Annotated in this window: 18 protein-coding genes, 2 tRNA genes and 3 rRNA genes; 9 read left to right on the top strand and 14 right to left on the bottom strand. The window is 63.4% G+C overall.

What is annotated here, in order from left to right; genetic code table 11:
* Nucleotide 1 precedes the first annotated feature (1 nt).
* Both JI745_RS12120 and JI745_RS12125 read right to left on the bottom strand, forming a co-directional pair.
* Nucleotides 2-1645 (bottom strand): GMC family oxidoreductase, encoded by a 1644-nt coding sequence (locus tag JI745_RS12120; protein WP_201806574.1) that lies wholly within the window; start codon nucleotides 1643-1645, stop codon nucleotides 2-4.
* A complete protein-coding gene (locus tag JI745_RS12125; RefSeq protein WP_236674975.1) occupies nucleotides 1642-2130 on the bottom strand; it encodes a hypothetical protein in 489 nt (162 codons plus the stop codon). Before JI745_RS12125 ends, JI745_RS12120 begins: the two co-directional genes overlap by 4 nt.
* A gap of 101 nt (nucleotides 2131-2231) precedes the next feature.
* Here JI745_RS12125 and JI745_RS12130 point away from each other — a divergent pair, with 101 nt between their 5' ends.
* Both JI745_RS12130 and JI745_RS12135 read left to right on the top strand, forming a co-directional pair.
* Nucleotides 2232-2942, top strand: coding sequence for an FFLEELY motif protein (locus JI745_RS12130; protein WP_201806579.1), 711 nt, complete (start codon nucleotides 2232-2234; stop codon nucleotides 2940-2942).
* Between the two features lie 56 nt (nucleotides 2943-2998).
* On the top strand, nucleotides 2999-4687 hold the full coding sequence (locus JI745_RS12135) for a long-chain-fatty-acid--CoA ligase (RefSeq protein WP_201806583.1): 1689 nt from the start codon (nucleotides 2999-3001) through the stop codon (nucleotides 4685-4687).
* A gap of 129 nt (nucleotides 4688-4816) precedes the next feature.
* Here JI745_RS12135 and rrf read toward each other — a convergent pair.
* From rrf to ptsP, 6 genes are all read right to left on the bottom strand, one after another.
* Nucleotides 4817-4929 (bottom strand): 5S ribosomal RNA (rrf, locus tag JI745_RS12140).
* 154 nt (nucleotides 4930-5083) lie between these two features.
* A 23S ribosomal RNA gene (locus tag JI745_RS12145) occupies nucleotides 5084-7957 on the bottom strand.
* Between the two features lie 268 nt (nucleotides 7958-8225).
* A tRNA-Ala gene (locus JI745_RS12150) sits at nucleotides 8226-8301 on the bottom strand.
* A gap of 9 nt (nucleotides 8302-8310) precedes the next feature.
* A tRNA-Ile gene (locus tag JI745_RS12155) sits at nucleotides 8311-8387 on the bottom strand.
* Between the two features lie 117 nt (nucleotides 8388-8504).
* Nucleotides 8505-10035: ribosomal RNA gene (locus tag JI745_RS12160) — 16S ribosomal RNA — on the bottom strand.
* The 16S, 23S and 5S rRNA genes sit together here with 2 tRNA genes alongside, the layout of an rRNA operon.
* 446 nt (nucleotides 10036-10481) lie before the next feature.
* Nucleotides 10482-12263, bottom strand: coding sequence for a phosphoenolpyruvate--protein phosphotransferase (gene ptsP / locus JI745_RS12165; protein ID WP_201806592.1), 1782 nt, complete (start codon nucleotides 12261-12263; stop codon nucleotides 10482-10484).
* A gap of 138 nt (nucleotides 12264-12401) precedes the next feature.
* Between ptsP and JI745_RS12170 the strand changes: the two genes are divergently transcribed.
* On the top strand, nucleotides 12402-13247 hold the full coding sequence (locus JI745_RS12170; protein ID WP_201806595.1) for a GNAT family N-acetyltransferase: 846 nt from the start codon (nucleotides 12402-12404) through the stop codon (nucleotides 13245-13247).
* 12 nt (nucleotides 13248-13259) lie between these two features.
* Here JI745_RS12170 and JI745_RS12175 read toward each other — a convergent pair whose 3' ends face one another.
* Genes JI745_RS12175 through JI745_RS12190 form a run of 4 tightly spaced genes read right to left on the bottom strand, consistent with a single transcriptional unit; the run spans nucleotide 13260 to nucleotide 15753 of the window.
* The gene (locus tag JI745_RS12175; protein ID WP_201806598.1) at nucleotides 13260-13529 is read right to left on the bottom strand and encodes an HPr family phosphocarrier protein; all 270 of its coding nucleotides are present in this window, start codon (nucleotides 13527-13529) and stop codon (nucleotides 13260-13262) included.
* A complete protein-coding gene (locus JI745_RS12180; protein ID WP_201806600.1) occupies nucleotides 13498-13947 on the bottom strand; it encodes a PTS sugar transporter subunit IIA in 450 nt (149 codons plus the stop codon). Before JI745_RS12180 ends, JI745_RS12175 begins: the two co-directional genes overlap by 32 nt.
* A gap of 22 nt (nucleotides 13948-13969) precedes the next feature.
* Nucleotides 13970-15205 (bottom strand): MFS transporter, encoded by a 1236-nt coding sequence (locus tag JI745_RS12185; RefSeq protein WP_201806602.1) that lies wholly within the window; start codon nucleotides 15203-15205, stop codon nucleotides 13970-13972.
* Nucleotides 15202-15753, bottom strand: coding sequence for a hypothetical protein (locus JI745_RS12190; protein ID WP_201806604.1), 552 nt, complete (start codon nucleotides 15751-15753; stop codon nucleotides 15202-15204). Before JI745_RS12190 ends, JI745_RS12185 begins: the two co-directional genes overlap by 4 nt.
* Nucleotides 15754-15790: 37 nt before the next feature.
* On the opposite strand from JI745_RS12190, the gene JI745_RS12195 reads away from it, so the two are divergent.
* Together JI745_RS12195 and JI745_RS12200 are read left to right on the top strand one after the other, a co-directional pair.
* Nucleotides 15791-17044 (top strand): CaiB/BaiF CoA-transferase family protein, encoded by a 1254-nt coding sequence (locus tag JI745_RS12195; RefSeq protein WP_201806607.1) that lies wholly within the window; start codon nucleotides 15791-15793, stop codon nucleotides 17042-17044.
* 163 nt (nucleotides 17045-17207) lie between these two features.
* Nucleotides 17208-18356 (top strand): hypothetical protein, encoded by a 1149-nt coding sequence (locus tag JI745_RS12200; protein WP_201806612.1) that lies wholly within the window; start codon nucleotides 17208-17210, stop codon nucleotides 18354-18356.
* Nucleotides 18357-18359: 3 nt separating this feature from the next.
* On the opposite strand, the gene JI745_RS12205 is transcribed toward JI745_RS12200, so the two are convergent.
* Together JI745_RS12205 and JI745_RS12210 are read right to left on the bottom strand one after the other, a co-directional pair.
* Entirely contained in the window at nucleotides 18360-19043 is a 684-nt protein-coding gene (locus JI745_RS12205) for a DUF4197 domain-containing protein (RefSeq protein WP_201806615.1), read from the bottom strand.
* Nucleotides 19044-19065: 22 nt separating this feature from the next.
* Nucleotides 19066-19986: a LysR family transcriptional regulator gene (locus JI745_RS12210; protein ID WP_201806618.1), complete on the bottom strand. Its 921-nt coding sequence runs from the start codon at nucleotides 19984-19986 to the stop codon at nucleotides 19066-19068.
* Between the two features lie 125 nt (nucleotides 19987-20111).
* On the opposite strand from JI745_RS12210, the gene JI745_RS12215 reads away from it, so the two are divergent.
* Genes JI745_RS12215 through JI745_RS12230 form a run of 4 tightly spaced genes read left to right on the top strand, consistent with a single transcriptional unit; the run spans nucleotide 20112 to nucleotide 23817 of the window.
* Entirely contained in the window at nucleotides 20112-20912 is an 801-nt protein-coding gene (locus JI745_RS12215) for a putative hydro-lyase (protein ID WP_201806621.1), read from the top strand.
* A gap of 26 nt (nucleotides 20913-20938) precedes the next feature.
* Nucleotides 20939-21901 (top strand): TRAP transporter substrate-binding protein, encoded by a 963-nt coding sequence (locus JI745_RS12220; protein WP_201806624.1) that lies wholly within the window; start codon nucleotides 20939-20941, stop codon nucleotides 21899-21901.
* Between the two features lie 7 nt (nucleotides 21902-21908).
* The gene (locus tag JI745_RS12225; protein WP_236674976.1) at nucleotides 21909-22496 is read left to right on the top strand and encodes a TRAP transporter small permease; all 588 of its coding nucleotides are present in this window, start codon (nucleotides 21909-21911) and stop codon (nucleotides 22494-22496) included.
* A 10-nt stretch (nucleotides 22497-22506) separates the two neighbouring features.
* Nucleotides 22507-23817, top strand: coding sequence for a TRAP transporter large permease (locus JI745_RS12230; RefSeq protein ID WP_201806627.1), 1311 nt, complete (start codon nucleotides 22507-22509; stop codon nucleotides 23815-23817).
* Nucleotides 23818-23828: the final 11 nt, after the last annotated feature.

Here is a 23828-nt window from a genome sequence, read left to right on the forward strand (position 1 = left end):
GCTAAGCGAGCAGTCGCACGTCTCGCCCGGTCAGCCGCTTGGCCAAGCCGGTGGCAAGGCGATTGGCCACGCCGTACACCGACAGCTGCGGGTTGGCGCCGATGCTCGTCGGGAAGAGCGAGCCGTCGTGCACCGACAGGTTGGCGAGCTGCCAGTGCTGGCCATCGGGCCTCACCACGCCCAGGCGCTCGCTGCCGGCCATCGCGCAACCGCCCATCACGTGCGCGCTGACGACACGCGTGAGCAGCGGCTTCATCGGCAGCGCCTGGATGGCTTCACGCGCCTGCGCCCAGGTGCTGTAGCGACCGGCGAGCTCGTGCACCGGGGTCACCTCGCGTGCGCCGGCGGCGAACTGGATCTCGGCCATGCTGAGCAGCGCGCGGCGTGCGCCGTCCATCACGTAGTCGTTCAAGGGGTAGCCGAGCACCGGAGAGCCATCATCGTGCAGCTGCACCGTGCCCCCGGGCGACTCGGCATGGAAGCCGTCGCGCAGCAGCGCCAGCAGGCCTTGGGTATGCGGGAACTGCTTCAGCTGCTCGGCCTGCGCAGGGCCGTGGCCCGAGAGCGTGGTGGACGTGATCAGGGGGTGCATCGGCGGCGCTTCGAGCTTGTAGCCCATCGGGCCGTCGATCGCGTGGGTGTGCAGGAAGTGATCGCTGTAGAGCGTCTGCGGCGCGCCGTCCCAGGCCTCGATGCGCTCGGCAAACGTGGCGGCCGAGATCACCACCGGGTGCAGGAAGGTGCGCCTGCCCAGCAGGCGGTGCGGATCGGGCACGCCCGAGCGCATCAGCAACGCGGGGCTGTTGATGGCGCCACCCGCGACGACGAAGTGGCGGGCGACGATGCGCACCGGCTGGGCGCCGGGGGCCGGTGCGCTGTTGTCCGTGACGGGGATGCACATGAGCGCCTGGACCTGGCCGTGCCCGACCACGAAGGTCTGCGCGCGGGTCTGCACGAGCAAGGTGGCGCCCCGGTCGAGCGCGACCGGCAGGGTCGTCACCAGCATCGACTGCTTCGCGTTCGTCGGACAGCCCATGCCGCAGGAACCGAGGTTCCAGCAGCCCTTGACGTTGCGCTGGATGCCGGCGGACGCAATGCCCAGGCGCTCAGCACCGGCCCGCAGCACTTCGTTGTTGCGGTTGGCCGGGGTCAGCCAGGGCACGATGTTCAGGCGCTCCTCGGCTTGTGCGAACCACGGCGCCATCTCGGCCTCGCCGTAGCTGGCGAGACCGAAATGCTGCCGCCAGTGCTGCAAGGTAGCGACGGGCGTGCGGAAGGAGCTCGTCCAGTTGACCGTGGTGGAGCCGCCGACGCAACGGCCCTGCAGGATGGTGATGGCCTTGTCGGCGGTCTTGCGTGCGCCGCTTTCCTGGTAGAGAGAAGGGTAGGCCTCGCTCTCGAGCTGGCGGAAGTCGCTGCTGCTCTTGAGCGGCCCTTCTTCGATCAGCACCACCTGCAGGCCGGCCTGCGTCAACAGCTCGGCCGTGATACCGGCACCGGCACCGGTGCCGACAATGGCCACGTCGCAACTCAACTCGGCGGGCGCGGCGCCGTGTGCGCCGCCCAGCACGCGCCAGCCACGGCGCAGGCCGTCCTGGATGGGGTCGGGGATGCTCGGGCGAGCGGTCGGGGCGGGCGTCGTCATAGCGCGCGCGGGCCGGGGTAGCCGAGCTTCGGCCAGGCCGAAGCATCCGAGTAGAAGGCTGCGTTGGTGATGTCGCGCAACGCGTGATACGCCTGCTGGCGCACGGCGATGCCGGAGCGTCGCATGTCGTCCAAGCTGGCCTGCAGGGCCTCGACACTTGCATCGGGCCAATCGGCCGACAGGCCGGCGAGCAGCCGGCGGCCGGGCGTCGTGGAGAGAAGGGACAGCAATTGGGACAGCTCGGCCTGTACGTGCGGCGGGAACGCCCGGAGCACGTCGTCGAGGCGGCCCATGTGCGCCGTGAGGGCGGTTTTCGCTTCGGGCTGCGTCGAGGGAAGGGTGCCGTGCAGCACTGCACGCGCCACCGCCTCGAAGACATCCCTGCCGGCGGCCGTGAGACGCCCGCCGAGCAGGCCCGGCTGCACCAGCGCGACGCCTCCGCCTGCAAGCGCCAGCAGCGCCGCTGCGCCTGCACCGAGTTTCAAGAGACGGCGTCGTTGCATGAGGCGCCGAGTGTTGCATCATTCCCTCGGCACGCCGTAGAGATGAACGACTAGTCGGCGCCATGAGAAACCCGAGCTTCACGATGCCCACGCCTGCCGCCCTCATCCTTGCGCACCTTGAAACCGTTGAACGCGAACGCCGCACCCGAGCGGCCACACCGGCGCTGCAGGCACGCGTGCAGGCGGTGAAGGCATATCAGCAACGGCGCTTCTCGCACACCTATGCCGACCTGCTGAAGACTCCCCGGTATGGCGCGGCAGCGCGCTTCTTTCTCGACGAGCTCTACGGCCCGGGTGACTTCAGCCAGCGCGACGCCCAGTTCGCACGCGTCGTGCCCGCGCTGGTTCGCCTCTTTCCGCGCGACGTGGTCGACACCGTGGCCACGCTCGCGCAGTTGCATGCGCTGTCGGAGGAGCTGGATTCGGCGATGGGGACGAAGGTGCCCGATGAGGCGGTCGATGCGGGTGTGTACCTGAACGCCTGGAGGCACGTCGGGCGCCTCGCCGATCGGCAGCAGCAGATTGAGTTGACGCTTGCGGTGGGGCGGGACCTGTACACCCTCACGCGCAAGCCCCTGCTGAGGCACAGCCTGCGCATGATGCGCGGCCCAGCGCGCGCCGCCGGGCTGTCCGCCCTGCAGGGCTTTTTGGAGAGCGGCTTCGACACCTTTCAGGCGATGCGGGGTGCGGAGGAGTTCCTTGCCACAGTGAGCGCCAGCGAGCAAACCCTGCTTCAGGCGCTGTTTGGCGCGGAAAGTGCGCCGATCTTGCAGGCGCTAGGACAACTACCGTAGCCGCTGCAGAGCAGCGACTGGGATCATCCGCGCGGTCAAAACTCGGTGTGAACAGCATGGAAAAACCCTGGCTGAAGAGCTACCCCCCGGGCGTTCCGACGGACGTCAACCTCAACCAGTACAACTCGCTCGTCGAGCTGCTCGAGGAGTCGTACGCCAAGTATGGCGAACGCACCGCGGCCATCTGCATGGAGGCCGGGCTCAAGTTCCGGGACATCGACCGCATGTCGACCGCGCTCGCCGCCTGGTTGCAAGCCAAGGGGCTTCAGCCGGGAGCGCGCGTGGCGATCATGATGCCCAACGTGCTTCAGTACATGCCGGCGATTGCCGCCATCCTGAGGGGCGGGTTCGTGGTGGTCAACGTCAACCCGCTCTACACGCCGCGTGAACTCGAGCACCAGCTCAAAGATTCTGGCGCCGAAGCGATCTTCATTCTGGAGAATTTCGCCAAGACGCTGGAGCAGGTGATCACCTCGACCAAGGTGCGGCATGTGGTGCTCGCGGCCATGGGCGACCTGCTCGGCACAGGCAAGGGTGCGCTCGTCAACTTCGTCGTGCGGAACGTGAAGAAGATGGTGCCGCCGTTCCGCCTGCCCCTGAACGATGGGCACACCGTGACGCGTTTTAACGCCGCTGTGTCCGAGGGCTCACGGCAAACCTTGCAGCGGCCGAAGCTCACTCCCGAAAGCGTCGCATTTCTGCAGTACACCGGCGGCACGACGGGGGTGTCAAAGGGCGCGACCCTGTTGCATCGGAACGTCGTGGCCAACATCCTGCAGTCGGAAGCGTGGTTCCAGCCGCGGCTGGCGACGATCGACGACAAGGTGCAGATGGTCGCCGTGTGCGCCCTGCCGCTGTATCACATCTTCGCGCTGACGGCGTGCTACATGCTTGGCGCTCGGTTGGGCATCCTGAACCTGCTGATCCCCAATCCTCGCGACATTCCTGGCTTCATCGCGACTTTGCGCAAACATCAGGTGCACATGTTCCCGGCGGTGAACACGCTCTTCAACGCGCTGGCCAATCATCCCGATTTTGCGAAGCTCGACTTCTCGGGACTCAAGATCTCAAACGGCGGCGGCATGGCGGTCCAGCAGTCGACGGCAGAACGCTGGCTCAAGATCACCGGCTGCCCGGTGGTGGAGGGCTACGGCCTTTCCGAAACCTCGCCAGTGGCGACGATCAACCGCTTCGACATTTCTGGTTTCACCGGCTCCATCGGTCTTCCTGTGCCACTGACCGACATTGCCATCCGCGATGATGAGGGGCGCGATGTTCCGTACGGCGAGCCCGGCGAGATCTGCATTCGTGGTCCACAGGTGATGGCCGGCTACTGGAATCGCCCTGACGAGACCGCCAAAGTCATGACGCCCGACGGATTCTTCAAATCGGGTGACGTGGGTGTCATGGATGCCAATGGCTATACCAAGATCGTCGATCGAAAGAAGGACATGATCTTGGTGTCCGGCTTCAACGTCTATCCGAATGAAATCGAGCAAGTCGTGGGCATGCACCCTGGGGTCTTGGAGTGTGCCGCGATCGGAGTGCCAGATGACAAGTCAGGGGAGGCAGTGAAGCTGTTTGTGGTCCGGAAGGATCCGACACTGACGGAAGCCACGCTCTTCGAGTACTGCACGCAAAACTTTACCGGCTACAAGCGGCCGAAATACATTGAGTTCCGAGACGACTTGCCCAAATCGAACGTCGGAAAGATTCTTCGACGCGAACTGAGAATACCGGCGTAGGTCCGGCGGCAAGGAAAGAGGGAGTTCGACGTGCAACTCCTCTTTGCCGCCGATTTCTTGGAATCAGGCGACTTTTAAAGTCCAAAGCAAAACCCCCGCCACATATGCGGCGGGGGTTTTTTATTAATAGCCTGACAATGTCCTACTTTCACACGGGAATCCGCACTATCATCGGCGCTGAGGCGTTTCACTGTCCTGTTCGGGATGGGAAGGAGTGGGACCACCTCGCTATGGTCATCAGGCTTAACCGGTCACTGCTTTGATACTTCAAAGCAGCCAATTTGTAGAGTCGTTTGTAGTTCGCGAACCGAACCACAAATCAGCAAATTTGATTGCGCCGAACTTCTTTGAAGATCGACATAACTGCTTTACCCATAAGACATTCGTCAAAATTATAGGGTCAAGCCTCACGAGCAATTAGTACTGGTTAGCTTAACGTATTACTACGCTTCCACACCCAGCCTATCAACGTCCTGGTCTCGAACGACTCTTTAGGGGGCTCAAGGCCCCGGCAAGACTTATCTTAAGACGAGTTTCCCGCTTAGATGCTTTCAGCGGTTATCTCTTCCGCACATAGCTACTCGGCAATGCCACTGGCGTGACAACCGATACACCAGAGGTGCGTCCACTCCGGTCCTCTCGTACTAGGAGCAGGCTCTCTCAATCTTGCAGCGCCCACGGAAGATAGGGACCAAACTGTCTCACGACGTTTTAAACCCAGCTCACGTACCTCTTTAAATGGCGAACAGCCATACCCTTGGGACCGGCTACAGCCCCAGGATGAGATGAGCCGACATCGAGGTGCCAAACACCGCCGTCGATATGAACTCTTGGGCGGTATCAGCCTGTTATCCCCAGAGTACCTTTTATCCGTTGAGCGATGGCCCTTCCATACAGAACCACCGGATCACTTAGTCCTACTTTCGTACCTGCTCGACTTGTCAGTCTCGCAGTCAAGCACGCTTATGCCTATGCACTATCAGCACGATTTCCGACCGTGCCTAGCGTACCTTCGAACTCCTCCGTTACGCTTTGGGAGGAGACCGCCCCAGTCAAACTGCCCACCATACACTGTCCCCAACCCGGATAACGGGCCAAGGTTAGAACCTCAAACACACCAGGGTGGTATTTCAACGTTGGCTCCACGACACCTAGCGGCACCGCTTCAAAGCCTCCCACCTATCCTACACAGATCTGTTCAAAGTCCAATGTAAAGCTACAGTAAAGGTTCATGGGGTCTTTCCGTCTTTCCGCGGGGAGATTGCATCATCACAAACATTTCAACTTCGCTGAGTCTCTGGAGGAGACAGTGTGGCCATCATTACGCCATTCGTGCAGGTCGGAACTTACCCGACAAGGAATTTCGCTACCTTAGGACCGTTATAGTTACGGCCGCCGTTTACTGGGACTTCAGTCAAGAGCTTGCACCCCATCATTTAATCTTCCAGCACCGGGCAGGCGTCACACCCTATACGTCGACTTTCGTCTTTGCAGAGTGCTGTGTTTTTAATAAACAGTTGCAGCCACCGATTCTCTGCGGCCTCATTGGGCTCCCCCTGTACGGGTTCACCTACTAAAGGCACACCTTCTTCCGAAGTTACGGTGTCAATTTGCCGAGTTCCTTCTCCAGAGTTCTCTCAAGCGCCTTAGAATACTCATCTCGCGCACCAGTGTCGGTTTGCGGTACGGTCGTATGTAGCTGGAGCTTAGTGGCTTTTCCTGGAAGCAGGGTATCACTCACTTCAGCGGCAAGCCGCCTCGTTATCACGCCTCATCTAAACCCTCCGGATTTGCCTAAAGGGTATGACTACACGCTTGAACCGGGACATCCAACACCCGGCTGAGCTAACCTTCTCCGTCCCCACATCGCACTACATATCGGTACAGGAATATTGACCTGTTTCCCATCAGCTACGCATCTCTGCCTCGCCTTAGGGGCCGACTCACCCTACGCCGATGAACGTTGCGTAGGAAACCTTGCGCTTACGGCGAGGGGGCTTTTCACCCCCTTTAACGCTACTCATGTCAGCATTCGCACTTCTGATACCTCCAGCAGCCTTCACAAGCCACCTTCACAGGCGTACAGAACGCTCTCCTACCACGCATCTTGCGATGCATCCGCAGCTTCGGTAACTGGCTTAGCCCCGTTACATCTTCCGCGCAGGACGACTCGATCAGTGAGCTATTACGCTTTCTTTAAATGATGGCTGCTTCTAAGCCAACATCCTGACTGTTTTAGCCTTCCCACTTCGTTTCCCACTTAGCCAATTTTGGGGACCTTAGCTGGCGGTCTGGGTTGTTTCCCTCTTGTGTCCGGACGTTAGCACCCGGTGCACTGTCTCCCAAGCTGTACTCTGCGGTATTCGGAGTTTGCCAAGGTTTGGTAAGTCGCCATGACCCCCTAGCCTAAACAGTGCTCTACCCCCGCAGGTAATACTTGAGGCACTACCTAAATAGTTTTCGGAGAGAACCAGCTATTTCCAAGTTTGTTTAGCCTTTCACCCCTATCCACAGCTCATCCGCTAGTTTTGCAACACTAGTCGGTTCGGACCTCCAGCAGGTGTTACCCTACCTTCATCCTGGCCATGGATAGATCACTTGGTTTCGGGTCTACACCCAGCGACTGAACGCCCTATTCGGACTCGATTTCTCTACGCCTTCCCTATTCGGTTAAGCTTGCCACTGAATGTAAGTCGCTGACCCATTATACAAAAGGTACGCCGTCACCCTTGCGGGCTCCGACTGTTTGTATGCATGCGGTTTCAGGATCTATTTCACTCCCCTCCCGGGGTTCTTTTCGCCTTTCCCTCACGGTACTAGTTCGCTATCGGTCGATTACGAGTATTTAGCCTTGGAGGATGGTCCCCCCATATTCAGACAGGATTACACGTGTCCCGCCCTACTTGTCGCACGCCTAGTTCCACTATCAACTTTTTTCATACGGGACTATCACCCACTATGGTCGGACTTTCCATTCCGTTCTGATAAGTCGATAGCTAAAACGTGCAGGCTGTTCCAATTTCGCTCGCCACTACTTTCGGAATCTCGGTTGATGTCTATTCCTCGAGCTACTGAGATGTTTCAGTTCACCCGGTTCGCCTCGCATGACTATGTATTCATCATGCGATACCCCTAAGGGTGGGTTTCCCCATTCGGAAATCTCCGGATCAAAGCTAATTTGCCAGCTCCCCGAAGCTTATCGCAGGCTATCACGTCCTTCGTCGCCTGTAATCGCCAAGGCATCCACCACATGCACTTAGTCACTTGACCCTATAATTTTGACGCCGCTTGAGCGGTCGTCGTCAAGGACTGTCTATTGAGTATTACGCGTTATGCCGTCTTCAAATCTCTTGCGAGTTGAAGTTCATTTGACGCAATCAAAATGTTGCTGACGGCACGGAGCGCCATGAAGCGCATTTCCGCCAGCAACGCTGATTTCGACTCTACAAATTGTTAAAGAACAACAGCCGATTCTTTCGAATCGATGATGAAAGCAAACAGAGTTTGCTTTCATCAGCGACCAGATCGATGTGAAAATTGGTGGAGGATGACGGGATCGAACCGACGACCCCCTGCTTGCAAAGCAGGTGCTCTCCCAGCTGAGCTAATCCCCCAATGAAAATTGGTGGGTCTGGTTGGATTCGAACCAACGACCCCCGCCTTATCAAGACGGTGCTCTAACCGACTGAGCTACAGACCCAACGCGATTCTTTGTGAAGCGCGACGATCCGAGCCATGACGGGCCGGCTCACATTTCACACTGTTGTAAACGACAGCCGATAAGCGTGGGCGCAAGAAATTGAGTGCTATTTTCCAGAAAGGAGGTGATCCAGCCGCACCTTCCGATACGGCTACCTTGTTACGACTTCACCCCAGTCACGAACCCTGCCGTGGTAATCGCCCTCCTTGCGGTTAGGCTAACTACTTCTGGCAGAACCCGCTCCCATGGTGTGACGGGCGGTGTGTACAAGACCCGGGAACGTATTCACCGCGGCAAGCTGATCCGCGATTACTAGCGATTCCGACTTCACGCAGTCGAGTTGCAGACTGCGATCCGGACTACGACCGGTTTTCTGAGATTAGCTCCCCCTCGCGGGTTGGCAGCCCTCTGTACCGGCCATTGTATGACGTGTGTAGCCCTACCCATAAGGGCCATGATGACCTGACGTCATCCCCACCTTCCTCCGGTTTGTCACCGGCAGTCTCATTAGAGTGCCCTTGCGTAGCAACTAATGATAAGGGTTGCGCTCGTTGCGGGACTTAACCCAACATCTCACGACACGAGCTGACGACGGCCATGCAGCACCTGTGTCCAGGCTCTCTTTCGAGCACTCCTAAATCTCTTCAGGATTCCTAGCATGTCAAGGGTAGGTAAGGTTTTTCGCGTTGCATCGAATTAAACCACATCATCCACCGCTTGTGCGGGTCCCCGTCAATTCCTTTGAGTTTCAACCTTGCGGCCGTACTCCCCAGGCGGTCAACTTCACGCGTTAGCTTCGTTACTGAACAGCAAGCCGTCCAACAACCAGTTGACATCGTTTAGGGCGTGGACTACCAGGGTATCTAATCCTGTTTGCTCCCCACGCTTTCGTGCATGAGCGTCAGTGCAGGCCCAGGGGATTGCCTTCGCCATCGGTGTTCCTCCGCATATCTACGCATTTCACTGCTACACGCGGAATTCCATCCCCCTCTGCCGCACTCTAGCCATGCAGTCACAAATGCAGTTCCCAGGTTGAGCCCGGGGATTTCACATCTGTCTTGCATAGCCGCCTGCGCACGCTTTACGCCCAGTAATTCCGATTAACGCTTGCACCCTACGTATTACCGCGGCTGCTGGCACGTAGTTAGCCGGTGCTTATTCTTCAGGTACCGTCATTAGTCCAATTTATTAGATTAGACCGTTTCTTCCCTGACAAAAGCGGTTTACAACCCGAAGGCCTTCTTCCCGCACGCGGCATGGCTGGATCAGGGTTGCCCCCATTGTCCAAAATTCCCCACTGCTGCCTCCCGTAGGAGTCTGGGCCGTGTCTCAGTCCCAGTGTGGCTGGTCGTCCTCTCAGACCAGCTACAGATCGTAGCCTTGGTAGGCCTTTACCCCACCAACAAGCTAATCTGCCATCGGCCGCTCCAATAGCGCGAGGTCTTGCGATCCCCCGCTTTCACCCGTAGGTCGTATGCGGTATTAATCCGGCTTTCGCCGGGCTATCCCCCACTACTGGGCACGTTCCGATGTATTACTCACCCGTTCGCCACTCGCCACCAGGATTGCTCCCGTGCTGCCGTTCGACTTGCATGTGTAAGGCATGCCGCCAGCGTTCAATCTGAGCCAGGATCAAACTCTTCAGTTCGATCTTGAATGTTTGCTCAAAGAATTGAAGTGAACTTCACTTCTATGAGCGTTTAAGGTCCAGTAGACCCTGAGTCTTGCGACTCTTGGCACTCGCCTTCAAACGCCCACACTTATCGGCTGTATGTTTTTAAAGAGCTTGCAAACTTTCGTCTGCGCGCTGAAAACTGAATTTCAGCAGAGCCTGCGATTCTGACATGTTGTTTATAACCCTGTCAATCTCTCGGCTACTTTTTTGCTTTCGTTGCCGTCGTCGCGTTTGCGATTTCTTGCTTCGTCAGCAGAGCCTGTGATTATGACTCGCTTTTTTACTGCTCGTCAACTGCCACTTGCTCTTTTCTTTGCTGCCCTTGAAGGCCTTGCATTTGCGTGGGCCTCGTCGATCAGCGAAGACCGCGACTGTAGCACCCTTTTTAAAAACGACGCAAGCCCTCTGGAGCCATTCGTTTAGGCCAAGTCGTGGTGCGTCGACTTGGAAAACAACGACACGCAAGAAGCTTCCGGGTTCTCGCTCGCAAGGATGGTTGCTACATGCGGCGCCAACCGGCGCGTGTCGGCACGCAGGACACGCTGCTTCACCGCCGCAATCTGGGAGGGATGCATGGAGAAACTACGAAGCCCCATGGCCAGTAGCAGCTCGGTGAAGGCAGGGTCACCCGCCATCTCTCCGCAAACACTCACACCTTTGCCTGCCGCCCGAGCGCATTCGATGGTCCTGGCGATCAGTTGCAGCACCGCGGGGTGCCATGGGTCGTACAGATGGGCAACCGCCTCATCCGCTCGGTCGATGGCCAATGTGTACTGGATGAGATCGTTGGTGCCAACGCTCACGAAATCAAAGTGCGGAAGCAGTGTGGGGAGCGCGAGCGCCGCAGCTGGCACCTCGATCATCGCGCCGACTTCGACATCGGCATGCGGTCGCCCGGCGTCGGCCAGTTGCTGCTTGGCGCGCGCAATCGCCTCGAGGGCCATGCGGACTTCACTCAGGTGAGCCACCATTGGGATCAACAGCCTGACCTTGCCAAAAGCTCCGGCACGAAGAATTGCGCGCAACTGCTGCCGAAACATCCCCGGCTCCGACAAGCTCCAGCGAATCGCCCGCAAGCCGAGTGCAGGATTCAGTGCATGTTCATGGCGCAGCTCCGCACTGCTCATCCGGTCGAGCGGCTTGTCCGCCCCGATGTCCACGGTTCGAATGGTGACGGGCAGGCCCTTCATCGCTTCGACCGCCGAACGGTAGGCCTCGAACTGCTCTTCTTCGCCTGGCAGTTCACCGTTGCGGTTCATGAACAGGAATTCGCTGCGGAAGAGACCCACGCCGACAGCCCCTGCTTCCAACGCCGCAGGAGCATCCACCGGCAGCTCGATGTTGGCCTGCAGTTCCACCCGCTCGCCATCGAGCGTGACGGCGGGCGTATGGCGAAGCCGCGCCAGCCGGTCGCGCTCCAGGCCGCTTTGGCGCTGCCGAAACCGGTACTCCTCGAGCAGCAGGGGTGACGGATCGACGACGACGATGCCGTTGTCCCCGTCGATCACCACCCAGTCGTCCTGCCGGATGATGTGGCTGGCCTCGCGCGCGCCGACCACGGCAGGAATGTCCATGCTGCGCGCCACGATCGCCGTGTGAGAGGTCCGCCCGCCAACGTCGGTGATGAAGCCTGTGAACACACTGCGTTTGAACTGCAGCATGTCGGCCGGCGCGATGTCATTGGCGACCAGCACCAGCGGGTCCTCCCCGGCGAAGTCGCGCGGCCCCACACCCGGCGCCGGCGTGTGCCCCCCGGTCGACGCCCGCGCCAGCGCCCGCAGCAGCCGTTCGACCACCTGCTCCAGGTCGGCCTTGCGCTCGCGCAGGTACTCGTCCTCCATGTCGTCGAACTGGCGCGCGATCACCTCGAGCTGCGCCGACAACGCCCACTCGGCGTTGTAGTGACGATCCTGGATCCATTGCTTGGTGGCGTCGGCAAGCGTTTCGTCGTGCAGCAGCAGGAGGTGGACGTCGAGCAGCGCCGACAGCTCGCCTGGAGCATCCGCCGGGAGGTCGCGCTTGAGGTTGCTCAACTCCTCGGCCACTTCGTCACGTGCCGCGCGAAGCCGCTCGATCTCGGAGTCGATCTGAGTCTCGTCGATGAAGTAGTGCGCCACATCCACACGGCTTGAGGCGACCAGCACCGCGCGGCCGATGGCCACGCCGCGCGACACAGGCAATCCAAAGACCTGAAAGCTCATGCAAACCATCCTAGCAGCGCCATTCGCGGGCTCACTCGGGGCCGACCCGCCTGACTGTCATGGCCACGTCATGGCGGCTTCACGACCACGTCACGCCGCTCCAGGACCATGCTGCCCAGTTTGACCCAGGAGCGACCCATGCGTGACCTTCCCCTGCCGACCCTGCCGATCTCGGCTTTGCGCACCGAAGCGCCACGGAGGTCACTTCACCCACGCTCGGACGCTGCCCACCCTGCCAGCGCTCACGCGCCTCGGTTTGAAGTGGTTTGGGCACGCGATGAACGAGAGGTTCGCGAAGCGCAGCGCCTGAGACACCTGGTCTTCGCCGAGGAGATGGGCGCGCGTCTGAGCGTGCCGGCGGGCGCCCCCGCAGGCCACGACATCGACATGTTCGACCCCTTCTGCGAGCACCTGCTGGTGCGCGCCCCTGGTGAGTGCGACCAGCCCGGCCTGGTGATCGGCACCTACCGTGTGTTGACACCGGAAGCCGCAAGCCGCGTCGGCGGCCTCTACAGCGAAACCGAATTCGACCTGACCCGCCTGCGCCCGATGCGCTCGAAGATGGTCGAACTCGGCCGCTCCTGCGTGCACCCCGCCTGGCGCTCGGGCGGCGCGATCATGGCCCTCTGGGGCGCACTCGCCGAGTTCATGGTGCGCAACCAGCTCGACACCATGATCGGCTGCGCCAGCGTCAGCATGCGCGACGGCGGCCACTATGCCGCGAGCCTGTGGGAGCAGTTGCGCCACACGCACATGGCACCGATCGAGTTGCAGGTCACACCCCGGCTGCCCTTGCCCGTCGACGACCTGCAGCACAACCTGGATGTGGAAGCGCCGGCGCTGATCAAGGGTTACCTGCGCTGCGGGGCCAAGGTCCTGGGGGCGCCAGCCTGGGACCCCGACTTCAACACCGCCGATCTGCCGATGCTGATGCGCATCGACGACCTGCCGGCCCGCTACCGCAAGCACTTCCTCGGCGCCTGAGCGCCGGAGGCGTCACTCGCCTTCGCCGAACTTGTCGTTGATGAGGGCGCAGAGCGCGTCCATCGCCGCCTGCTCATCGGGTCCCGAGGTTTCGATCTCAACCTCGGCGCCGAGCCCCGCCGCCAGCATCATCACGCCCATGATGCTCTTGGCATTCACGCGGCGGGCATTGCGTGTCATGAACACATCGGACTGAAAACTGCCCGCCAGCTTGGTGAGCTTGGCCGAGGCGCGGGCGTGCAGGCCGAGCTTATTGCTGATGCTGATGTTTGCTTTGATCATTGGCACCCGGTTTGTAGGCTTGGTTCTGCGGCTTCGACGTGGCCACCTGCATCACGCCCTGCGTGGCACCGGCCACCGCCCGCGCCACCACCGCATCGAGCGGCTCGTCGGCGTAACAGAGCGAGCGCCACAGCATCGGCACGTTCACGCCGGCGATCACCTTCACATGCAAGCCGTCGGCCAGGCGCTGCGCCACGTTGCAGGGCGTGGCACCGAAGACGTCGGTGAAGATCACCGCATCCGGCTCGCTCACGTCGGCCAGCAGCTCGCGCGCCCGGGCCTCGATCTCTTCGACCGACTGGTCGGGCAACACATCGAGTGCCTTCAAGCGCGCCCCGCAGTCCGGAAAGGTGTGCTGAGCCACAGCCTTCAGCGAAGACGCGAGCGGCGCGTGGGCAATGATCAGCAGGCCGGGCATGGTGGGGCGATTATGAGAGGGTTCACCGCGCCGTCACGGCGGCCGTGACGGCGAGCTCGGGCTCGCGTCGCCACAAAAACCACAGATAAGACAGGCCGCAGCACACCGCCAACAACGCAAAAGCCCCCTGGTACGCCGACACCGTGCTCCACCCTGCGCCCACCAGGGCATCGATGACCGCGCCCATGCTCCATTGCAGCGCGAACACGCCGGCAAAGATCACCAGGTTGTAGGCCGACAGGGCCCGCCCCGCCAGCGCCGCCGGGAAAGCCTGACCGATGGCGGGCTGCGAAAGCGACACGAAGGTGCTGGTCACGCAGAACACCGCCCACAGCCACGCCGTGGCATCGGGGCCAAGCACGATTCCAAGCACCAGCACAATGATCGGGAGCGGCATGCCGCGGGCGATCAGCGCATGGGCCGTCCAGCCGCGGGCGTAGAGCCGCGGCACCACGAAGCCCCAGGCCATGAAGGTGAGCAGCATCGCCACGTTGATGCCGAAGAGGCCGGCTGCCGTTTCCGCTGGCGTCCAGCCGCACACGCGGGTCAGCCAGGGCCCGACCCAGAGGGACTGCAACGCCACCAGCCCGCCGTACTGGAAGAAGCCCATCGGCAGGTAACGCACGAAGACGGGGTGCCGAAAGACCTCGCCGTAGCCACCCTCGGCCGCAGGCTGCAGGGCGTCGTCGCGTCTGTCCGCCGGCACCGCCCGAACGATGAAAACCATGGCCACCGCGAACAGCACCGCCAGCCCCCAGAACAGCCCGCGCCAGCCGAACACCGGCAGCGACCACTGCACCGGAAGGGTCGAGGCGATCAGGCCCAGCGAGCCCGTCATCAACATCCAGGAATTGGCGCGCATCTGCGCTGTCGGCCCGAAGCTGCGCCGAAAGCTCGTCATCGGCGCCATCAGGCAGGCGCTGACCCCCACACCGATCAAGGCTCGGGCGACGGTGAGCGCAACGAAACTGTCGGCCAGTGCAAATGCACTGCATCCCACCACCGCCACGGCCAGAAAGGCCAGCAGCACCCGCTTGGGGCCGAAGCGGTCGAGCGCGCTGCCCAGCGGCAGCTGCATGGCGGCAAAGCCGAGGAAATAGGCCCCTGCCAGCAGGCCGAGTTCGCTCGCGCTGAGTTGGAGTTCGGCACTGAAGGCCGGGGCCAGCGTCGCCACCACCCCACGCACCAGTGCCGATGGGAAATAGGCGAAGGCGAAGCTCAGGAACACCAGCGCCGCAGTACGTCTCGGCAGGCTCATGTGCGCAGCTTCAATCCATCAAAAAACATGGCCAGGGCATCGGCATCGATGGCCTTGCCCATCACCGTCGCCTGGTAGACGCGGGTGCCGCGTGCGAAGAAGCCGCTTTCGAGCACCACCGCATCGCCCGCCGGCAGGCGGCCCTGCACGTGCACGCGTTCGGCCTGCGGGTTGGGCGACATGCCGGCCAGACGCATCTGGCCGGTCACGGCCGGCGTGCCATTCAGGTTGCCGGCGTTCGACGCGCGAAGGTCCAGCAGCGCCGGTGTCACCTTGGCCGGGTCGCCCACGTCGGCGAACGCCAGCGCCCAGGTCGCGTCACCGGCCCGGCAAGCCACGAGCACCATGCGCACACGCGCCCCGGCCAGGTTGACCATGCGGGCATCCGTCGTCGGCTTGCAGGGGAACATGGCGATGGCGTCGCTGTCCTCGGGCCTGATCTCGCGCCAGTCGAGCGACGGCGCACACCCCGTCAACATCGACCCCACCAGCCCGAACGACAGCACCCAGGCGGCTCTGCGGCCGCGAAGAAGGTGAGACAACTGCATCGGGGCATTATCAAACGGGGTGAATGACAATCTTCGGATGAGCAATACCCCACCGACATCTGCCCTGCCGCTGGCCGGCATCCGCGTTCTCGACCTCTCGCGCGTGCTCGCCGGCCCGTGGTGCACGCAGACCCTGGCGGACCTGGGCGCCGACGTCATCAAGATCGAACGCCCAATGAAGAACGGCGTGGGCGGCGACGACACCCGCGGCTGGGGCCCGCCCTTCCTGAAGGACCGCGACGGCGCCGACACCGCGGAGGCCGCCTACTACCTCGGCACCAACCGCAACAAGCGCTCGGTCACGGTCGACATCGCCACCGCCGAGGGCCAGGCGCTGATCCGCCAGATGGCCGCGCAGTGCGATGTCTTCATCGAGAACTTCAAGGTCGGCGACATGGCCCGCTACGGGCTCGATGCCGACACGCTGCGCAAGCTCCATCCCCGTCTCGTCTACTGCTCCGTCACCGGCTTCGGCCAGACCGGCCCCTACAGCGAACGCGCCGGCTATGACTACGCCATCCAGGGCATGGGCGGCCTGATGAGCGTGACCGGCGAGCGCGACGACCTGCCCGGCGGCGGCCCGCAGAAGGTGGGCGTGGCGGTGGCCGACCTCTTCACCGGCATGTACGCGACGGTCGCCATCCTCGCCGCGCTGCGACATCGCGATGCCACGGGCGAAGGCCAGGTCGTGGACATGGCCCTGCTCGACACGCAGGTCGCCATGCTCGCCAACCTGGGCGCGAACTACCTGACGACGGGCGTCGCGCCCAAGCGCATCGGCAATGCCCACCAGAACATCGTGCCGTATCAGGTGTTCGAGGCGGCCGACGGCCACTTGATCCTGGCCGTGGGCAACGACAGCCAGTACGCCAAGTTCTGCGACGTGGCTGGCCGGCCTGACCTGGCCCAGGACCCGCGCTTCATCAGGAACGCCGACCGCGTGCGCCACCGGGCGGTGCTCGTGCCGCAGCTGGCCGACATCCTCAAGACCCGCAAGAAGCACGACTGGCTCAGCGCCCTGGAAGCCGCCAAGGTGCCCTGCGGCGCCATCAACGATCTCGGCGAAGTGTTTGCTGACCCACACGTAGAGTCGCGCGGCATGACGGTCGCGATGCCACACCCGCTGACCGACGGCCTCAGGCTCGTGGCCAGCCCGATGAAGCTGTCGGCGACGCCGGTGCAGTACCGCCGGCCGCCTCCGCTCCTGGGCCAGCACACCGACGAGGTGCTGCAGGAGTTGGGCGTCGGCGAGGCCGAGCGAACCCGCCTGCGTGAGAGCGGCGCGATCTAGGCCCGGGGCCTCTAGGCGTTTTCCCCCGTGAAGACGGGCCCTTGAACGCCCCCTCGCTCCGGGGGAGCGGCGGTCTTCTTTTGTCACAAGCTGCCCAAGTCCGGGGACACTTCGGAAGTCACTTTTTTGCCACTAGTGACAAAAACTGTTAGCCGAGGCTCCCATGGACATGACCGAACTCAAGCGCGCACCAGACGCCACCGCCCCCCTCGCCACGGCGGAGGTGAGCGAGGTCGAGCACGACCACTGGCGTGACGTGGTGGGCGAGATGAGCGCAGAGATTGCCGGCCCGCTCACCGCTGCGCTGGAGCGTGTGCAAACGCTCGCCAGCACCGGCCGCATCGACCGCTCCAGCCTGCGTTCGCTCGGCGAAGAGATCCAGCGTGCCCGCCAGATCAGCATGTCGGGCCAGCAGATTGCGCGCCTTGCGTCGGGCCAGCTGCGCCAGACGCACGAGCGCCTGCCGCTCACCGAGACGCTGAAGGACGTGCTGACCCAGCGCAGCCGCGAGACCCAGGCCCGCGGCATCCACATCAAGCAGGTGCTGCGCCCCGCCGAGGTGGTGGTCGACGCCTCGCTGCTGTTCAGCCTGCTCAACACGCTGCTCAGCTGGGCCATGGAGCATGCCCGCTCCAACATCGAATTCCGCATCGACATCAAGACCTGGCCCACCCATGCCCGCCTGGCCACGCGTTTTTCGTTCAGCCCGGCCGACCAGCAGGGCGCCGTGGATGCCGACGCGTTCCGCAGCCAGCTCGATTCGATGACCTGGCGCCTGCTCGAACAGACCGCCTGGACCATGGGCCTGCCCATCGAGCGCAAGCTCGAAGGCCATGAAGTGCACCTGACGGTCGAGTTCCCGCGCACAGTGAACGACCAGCTCGAAGGCATGAGCACCATCGAGCTCGACCAGGGCTTCTCGCCTTCCCTGCAAGGCAAGCCCCTGGTGGGCAGCCAGGTGCTGGTGGTCGCTTCGCGGCGCGATGTGCGGGTGCAGATCCGCGACGCGATCCGCAACATGGGCCTGATCGTCGACTTCGTGAATTCGGTCGACGAGGCGCGCGACTTCTGCCGTGGCGGCCTTCCGCATGCGATCGTGATCGAGTCGGTGCTGCGCGGCGAGCGCTTCAACGAGCTGCGCCGCGAGGTGGACGCCGAAGGCGCCGAGGTGGTGTTCATCGAGATCATCGAAGAGGGCAACACCTTCGAGATCTCGGGCTTCGGCGGGCTGAGCATGGCCCGCGTGGGGCGCGATGCGATCCTGACGTCTCTGCCCTCGGCCCTCATGTTCGAGCTGGCGAAGACGGTCTGAGCTTTATTTCAGCGAACCGAAGACCTTCCTGAGGATCGCGCTGCCGGTGCCCACAGGGTCGGCGCGAATCTTCTTCTCCTCTTCCCCGATCATCAGGTAGAGGCCATCGAGCGCCTTGCCGGTCACATAGGACTGGATGTTGGCGTTCTCTTCCTTGAGCAGACCGAAGCTGGCCGCCTTCGAGGCGACGGCGTTGTAGCGCGCGGCGAGCTTCACCTTCTCGGTCGCCCGTTGCACGATGGGGAGGAACTTCACGGAAAGCGGCTCGCGGGTCTTGGTGGCGAAGAACTGCTTCACTGAGTTGTCGCCACCCGTCAGCAGCTGTTTCGCGTCTTCCACGCTCATCGCCTTCACCGCGTTCACCAGCAGCGCCTTGGCCTCGGGCACCGCGGCTTCAGCCGCCCGGTTCATCGAGACTTCCAGCTCTTCGATGCGTTTGCGCTGACCGGTGGCTTTCAGGAAGCCCGACACGTCCTGCAGGAAGTCGGGCAAGGGAATGCGCACCTTGGGGTTGCCGAGGAATCCGTCCGTCTTGCCCAGCAGGCCGACCGCTGCCACGGCGCCACGTTCGAGCGCAGCGCGGATGCCGGCGGTCGCATCGGTTTCCGACAACCAGCTCGCCTGTGCCGGCACCCACACGCCGGCGACCATCGCCCCGGCGGCCTTCACCAGTTCTCTGCGTTTCATCGACTGCTCCTGCTCAAAACTGCTACTTGGCTGATCTTCCCACCAGGCGGGCGTGCTTGGCTTCGTTGGCGAAGGCCAGGGCGGCGTCGACCACCGCCTCGATCTGCCGCGACTGCGGGTCGGGCCGGAAGCTTGCGAACACCGGCAGCGGCAACAGCGCCCGCTCGCAGCCGAGGATCTTGAGAGCCCGGTTCGGCCGCAGGCGTTCCGCCGCAGCGCGCGGCAGGGTCGCGATGCCGAAGCCGGCCTCGACCAGCTGCGTCATCGCCGAAATCGACGAGATGGTGTGCACCCGCGGCGGCGCCACTTCATCGCGGCGGAAGAGGTCCATCAGCGCGACATGGGGCTGCGAGCCGCGCTGGAAGGTCAGCAGGTCATGCTGTGCCAGCTGCTCGAGGCTGTAGCGCGAACGTTTGTGCACCGTCGGGTTGCCGACAAAAGCCATCTCCATCGATGCCAGCGTGCGCACCCGCACGCCCTCGTGAGACGCCGGCGCGGCAGCGAACACCAGGTCGAGCGTGCCGCGGCGCACCAGCTCCTGCAGCATCGGCGTGGTTTCCACCGACAGCTCCAGCTCCAGCATCGGCAGATCGGCACGCAGCTTCTCGATCCACGGCATCAGCCACGAGTGCAGCACCGACTCGATGCTGCCGATGCGCAGCATCACCGGCGCAGCCGCCGTGAGGCCGCCCGAGCCCATCTCCTCCTTCAGTTCGCGCTGCAGGGCGAGCAGCTTCTCGGCGTAGTGGAGGAAGCGCGTGCCCGCGATGGTCAGCTTGAACTGCTTGTCGCGACGGTCGAGCAGCATGGTGCCCAGTTCCTCTTCCAGCCCGGCGACGCGGCTCGACATCGCCGACTGGGTGATCGACAGTTTCTCGGCGGCGCGCGACACGCTCTTCAGCGTGGCGACCCAGTAGAAGGCTTCGACAAAGCGCAGGTTCATGGTTCCACCTCCAAGGCGCCATCATCGAAAAAATCGATGAGGCCAGCAAGAAAAATCTCGTTTGCCGAGCTCGGGCCCGATCGAAACAATGGCTCGCCATCGCAACACGTTTCCGGAGTGATCACGTGACCGAGTCGCCCAGTTCCCCCGCCCGCACCGGCGCTGATGCCCGCCTCGCCGCGCGCTCCGGCCGCCTCGACCGGCACACCTCGGGCCAGGCGATGGGCCATGTCCAGGGCAACGTGGTGATCCTGCCGGCGGCGCTCGCGACCGACTTCATGCGCTACTGCCAGCGCAACCCCAAGCCCTGCCCTTTGCTGGCGGTCTCCGAGCCGGGCGACCCCTCGCTCCCGACGCTTGGCGAGGGCATCGACATCCGCACCGACCTGCCCCGCTACCGCGTCTGGCAGCACGGAGAGCTCACCGGCGAGCCCACCGACATCCGTGCGCTCTGGGAGGACGACTTCGTCACCTTCGTGATCGGCTGCTCGTTCTCGTTCGAAGAGGCGCTGGTGGACGACGGCATCGTGCTGCGCCACATCGAGCAAAAGCGCAACGTGGCGATGTACCGCACGAACATCGCCACCGAAGCGGCCGGCCCGTTCAGCGGCCCGATGGTCGTGTCGATGCGCCCGATGAGCGCCGCCGACGCCATCCGCGCCGTGCAGATCACCTCGCGCCTGCCCTCGGTGCACGGCGCACCGGTGCACATTGGCGACCCGGCGCAGATTGGCATCACCAACCTGTCCAAGCCCGACTACGGCGACCCCGTCGAGGCGCGCCCCGGCGAACTGCCCGTCTTCTGGGCCTGCGGCGTGACCCCGCAGGCCGCCCTCGTGCAAGCCAAGGTGCCCCTCGCCATCACGCACGCACCGGGCGCCATGCTCGTCACCGACCTGCTCAACCGGCACCTCGCCGCCTTCTGATCCTTCAACCCACCGGAGATCTGCACATGAAGAACCTTGCCTGTGCGGCGCTGGCGCTTGCCTTCATCGGCTCGGCCCACGCCCAGACCAAATGGGACCTGCCCTCGGGCTATGGCGGCAACACCTTCCAGGTGCAGAACCTCGAATGGTTCGCGCAGGAGGTCGACAAGGCGACCCAGGGCAAGCTCAAGATCACCGTGCATGCCAACGCCTCGCTCTTCAAGGCCAACGAGATCAAGCGCGCGGTGCAGTCGGGCCAGACGCAGATCGGCGAGTTCATCCTCTCCAGCGCCTCGAACGAGAACCCGCTCTTCGGCGTCGATTCCATTCCCTTCCTCGCCACCAACTACAGCGAGGCGAAGAAGCTTGACCAGGCCTCGCAGCCTGCGCTGCAGAAGCTGCTCGCCGGCCAGGGCCTGAAGCTGCTCTACACCGTGCCCTGGCCGGGGCAGTCGCTCTACAGCCGCAAGCCGGTGACGACGCTCGCCGACCTCAAGGGCACCAAGATGCGCGCCTACAACCCGGCCACCTCGCGCATCGCCGAACTGGTGGGCGCACAGCCGATCACCATCCAGCTGGCCGAGCTGCCGGCGGCGCTCGCCACCGGCGCGGTCGACAACTTCCTCACCAGCAGCGCGAGCGGCGTCGACAGCAAGCTCTACGAGCAGGTGAAGTACTTCTACGACGTCAACGCCTGGCTGCCGCGCAACGCGGTGGTGGTGAACCAGAAGGCCTTCGATGCGCTCGACAAGACGACGCAGGCCGCCGTGACCGCCGTCGCCGCCCAGGCTGGCGAGCGCGGCTGGAAGACCAGCGACGAGAAGGACGACGGCTACCTGAAGGAGCTGCAGGCCAAGGGCATGACGATCGACCGCACCAGCGTCGCGCTCAAGCGCGAGCTCAAGACGGTGGGCGAGCGCATGGCGGCCGATTGGGTGAAGGCCGCCGGCGCCGACGGCCAGGCCGTGCTCGACGCCTACCGCAAGTGAGCCGCACATGAGCACCGTGATGTCGGCGATCAGCGCTTCTCCCACGGCCCGCACCGGCCGCTGGCGCCAGTGGCTCGACGCCACTTACCTGGGCGCCGGTGCACTCGGTGCCGCCTCGGTGCTCGCCATCGCGGTGCTGATGATCTGGCAGACGGTGATGCGGCTGGCCGGCCACTCGACCGGTGCCGCCAACGACATCGTCGCGTGGCTGGCCGCTGCGGCGGCCTTCCTCACGATGGCCCACGCATTCAAGCACGGCGACTTCGTGCGCGTCACCGTGCTGCTCGACCGCCTGAGCGCCCCATGGCGCCGCCGCTTCGAGATGGCCTCGCTGGCGCTCGGCATCGTTGCCACCGGCTACCTCGCCTGGTGGGCCTGCGCGGCCACCTACGAGAGCTGGCTCTTCCACGACATCGCGCAAGGCCTGCTGCCGCTGCCGATGTGGATCCCGCAATCGAGCTTCGCGGCGGGCGCCATGCTGCTGCTCGTGGCCGTGCTCGACGAACTGGTGCTCGTGTGCCGCGGCGAAGAGCCGACCTATGCCCGACTCGCCCGCGAGCGCCACGCCGCCGGCGACTATTCCTCCGACATCTGAGAGGTCCCCCATGGACACTGCAATCGCAGCCATCGTGCTGCTGGTGATCATGCTCGCCCTGCTGGCGGGCGGCTTCTGGATCGCGATGACGCTGGCCGCCTGCGGCTGGGTCGGCCAGGCCTTCTTCACCAGCACCACGCCGGGCAAGAACCTCTTCTCCGCGTTCTGGGAGAGCAACGCGAGCTGGGAACTGGCCGCGCTGCCGCTCTTCATCTGGATGGGCGAGATCCTTTTCCGCACCAAGCTGTCGGAGCAGATGTTCAGCGGCCTGAGCCCCTGGCTCGGGCGGGTGCCGGGGCGGCTGTTCCACACCACGGTGCTCGGCTGCGGGATCTTCGGCTCGGTGTCGGGCTCGTCGGCCGCCACCTGCGCCACCATCAGCAAGGTGGCGCTGCCCGAGCTCAAGAAGCGCGGCTATGACGAGCGCATTGCCCTGGGCTCGCTGGCCACCGCCGGCACGCTGGGCATCCTGATCCCGCCGTCGATCACGATGGTGGTCTACGCGGTGGCGGCCGATGCGTCGATCATCCGCGTCTTCCTTGCCGGCTTCCTGCCCGGACTGCTGCTGATGCTGCTGTTCTCGGGCTACATCGCGATCTGGAGCACGAAGAACCGCGACCGCATGCCCGCCGCCGAGCCGGCGACGACCTTTGCCGAGAAGCTGCGCCAGTCGCGCCACCTGATCCCGTGCGCGCTGCTGATCGTCTTCGTCGGCTGGGCCCTGATCTCGGGCATCGCCACCGCCACCGAATGCGCGGCCTACGGCGCGATGGGCTCGCTCATCCTGGCCGCGGCCAGCCGCTCGCTCACCTGGGAGAACTTCCGCGACAGCCTGATGGGTGCGGCCCGCACGAGCTGCATGATCGCCTTCGTGCTCGCCGGTGCCTCATTCCTCTCGAAGACGATGGCCTTCACCGGCATCCCGCGCGAGCTGGCCGAGTGGGTCGATGCGATGAACCTGCCGCCGGCCGGCCTGATCGCCATCCTGGTCGCCGTCTACCTGGTGCTGGGTACCGCGCTCGACGGCATCAGCATGATCGTGCTCACCGCCGCCATCGTGCTGCCGATGGTGCAGAAGGCCGGCTTCGACCTGGTGTGGTTCGGCATCTTCGTGGTGCTGCTGGTCGAGATCGCGGAAGTGACGCCGCCGGTTGGCTTCAACCTCTTCGTGCTGCAGAACATGACCGGCAAAGACAGCAACATCATCGCCCGCGCGGCCTTGCCCTTTTTCGGCTGCCTCGTGGTGTGTATCGTGCTCATCACCGCCTTCCCGCAGATCGTCACCGTGCTGCCCGACCTGGTGATGGGCGTACAACGCTGACCGGGCAGCCT

The organism is Piscinibacter sp. HJYY11 (assembly GCF_016735515.1).
GTDB lineage: Bacteria > Pseudomonadota > Gammaproteobacteria > Burkholderiales > Burkholderiaceae_C > Rhizobacter.

Bases quoted from the DNA above. Each gene is read 5' to 3' on its own strand.
- JI745_RS12120 (WP_201806574.1), bottom strand. From the start codon at position 1,645: ATGACGACGCCCGCCCCGACCGCTCGCCCGAGCATCCCCGACCCCATC.
- JI745_RS12130 (WP_201806579.1), top strand. From the start codon at position 2,232: ATGCCCACGCCTGCCGCCCTCATCCTTGCGCACCTTGAAACCGTTGAA.
- JI745_RS12135 (WP_201806583.1), top strand. From the start codon at position 2,999: ATGGAAAAACCCTGGCTGAAGAGCTACCCCCCGGGCGTTCCGACGGAC.
- ptsP (WP_201806592.1), bottom strand. From the start codon at position 12,263: ATGAGCTTTCAGGTCTTTGGATTGCCTGTGTCGCGCGGCGTGGCCATC.
- JI745_RS12170 (WP_201806595.1), top strand. From the start codon at position 12,402: ATGCGTGACCTTCCCCTGCCGACCCTGCCGATCTCGGCTTTGCGCACC.
- JI745_RS12175 (WP_201806598.1), bottom strand. From the start codon at position 13,529: ATGATCAAAGCAAACATCAGCATCAGCAATAAGCTCGGCCTGCACGCC.
- JI745_RS12180 (WP_201806600.1), bottom strand. From the start codon at position 13,947: ATGCCCGGCCTGCTGATCATTGCCCACGCGCCGCTCGCGTCTTCGCTG.
- JI745_RS12185 (WP_201806602.1), bottom strand. From the start codon at position 15,205: ATGAGCCTGCCGAGACGTACTGCGGCGCTGGTGTTCCTGAGCTTCGCC.
- JI745_RS12190 (WP_201806604.1), bottom strand. From the start codon at position 15,753: ATGCAGTTGTCTCACCTTCTTCGCGGCCGCAGAGCCGCCTGGGTGCTG.
- JI745_RS12195 (WP_201806607.1), top strand. From the start codon at position 15,791: ATGAGCAATACCCCACCGACATCTGCCCTGCCGCTGGCCGGCATCCGC.
- JI745_RS12200 (WP_201806612.1), top strand. From the start codon at position 17,208: ATGGACATGACCGAACTCAAGCGCGCACCAGACGCCACCGCCCCCCTC.
- JI745_RS12205 (WP_201806615.1), bottom strand. From the start codon at position 19,043: ATGAAACGCAGAGAACTGGTGAAGGCCGCCGGGGCGATGGTCGCCGGC.
- JI745_RS12210 (WP_201806618.1), bottom strand. From the start codon at position 19,986: ATGAACCTGCGCTTTGTCGAAGCCTTCTACTGGGTCGCCACGCTGAAG.
- JI745_RS12220 (WP_201806624.1), top strand. From the start codon at position 20,939: ATGAAGAACCTTGCCTGTGCGGCGCTGGCGCTTGCCTTCATCGGCTCG.
- JI745_RS12225 (WP_236674976.1), top strand. From the start codon at position 21,909: ATGAGCACCGTGATGTCGGCGATCAGCGCTTCTCCCACGGCCCGCACC.
- JI745_RS12230 (WP_201806627.1), top strand. From the start codon at position 22,507: ATGGACACTGCAATCGCAGCCATCGTGCTGCTGGTGATCATGCTCGCC.